We start from the raw sequence: 522 nt of genomic DNA, 5'->3' as shown, positions 1-522 counted from the left end.
TGAAAAAAAAACAACTTTCGCAAACAGAAACAACCTATCAAGCTATAACAAATAGTCAGAAAACTGAACCTAAAACAGTAGACTTTTCTAGTGTTTTTCTCAAAGAACCAGAATCGCTCTATAAGAAAGATAAGCTTTCAAGGGCATCATATCAAAAGGTATTAGAGGAAGAAAACAAAATTTCTGGGACTTTTGATCAAGTAGGTAACTCTATTTTTGCCCGTTTAGAATTTATATCGGTTCTAGATAAAGCTATAACTTTAAGAACTTTTGAAAACGTAGAAAAGCGTTTTACATACCTTAAAGCGCTATTCGATGAACTTCAAACAAAAGAAAACCTGAAAGAAATTGCAGATCTTCAAGCACATATCGATGGTTCGTTAGCCATGATCCAAAATGAATCTATAAAGATGCAAATGGTAGCGCATTTACGTAATGCCGAGCGATCACTTATCAAAAGGAAAAGACGCGAACTTGATATGAAAATTTTTGACCATGAAAAAAACGGGATGCCTACCATAC

1 protein-coding gene is annotated in these 522 nt (G+C 33.9%); it reads left to right on the top strand.

Annotated elements, in window-relative coordinates:
- Nucleotides 1–522, top strand: a 522-nt coding sequence (locus tag ACFILY_RS09735; RefSeq protein ID WP_375638036.1) for a type IV secretion system protein, incomplete at both ends; no start/stop codon positions are given.

Origin of the sequence: Bartonella sp. CL25QHWL, from assembly GCF_042195335.1 — a bacterium.
In the GTDB taxonomy this organism is placed as follows: Bacteria; Pseudomonadota; Alphaproteobacteria; order Rhizobiales; family Rhizobiaceae; genus Bartonella.
This window is presented reverse-complemented; position numbering and strand designations above follow the sequence as displayed.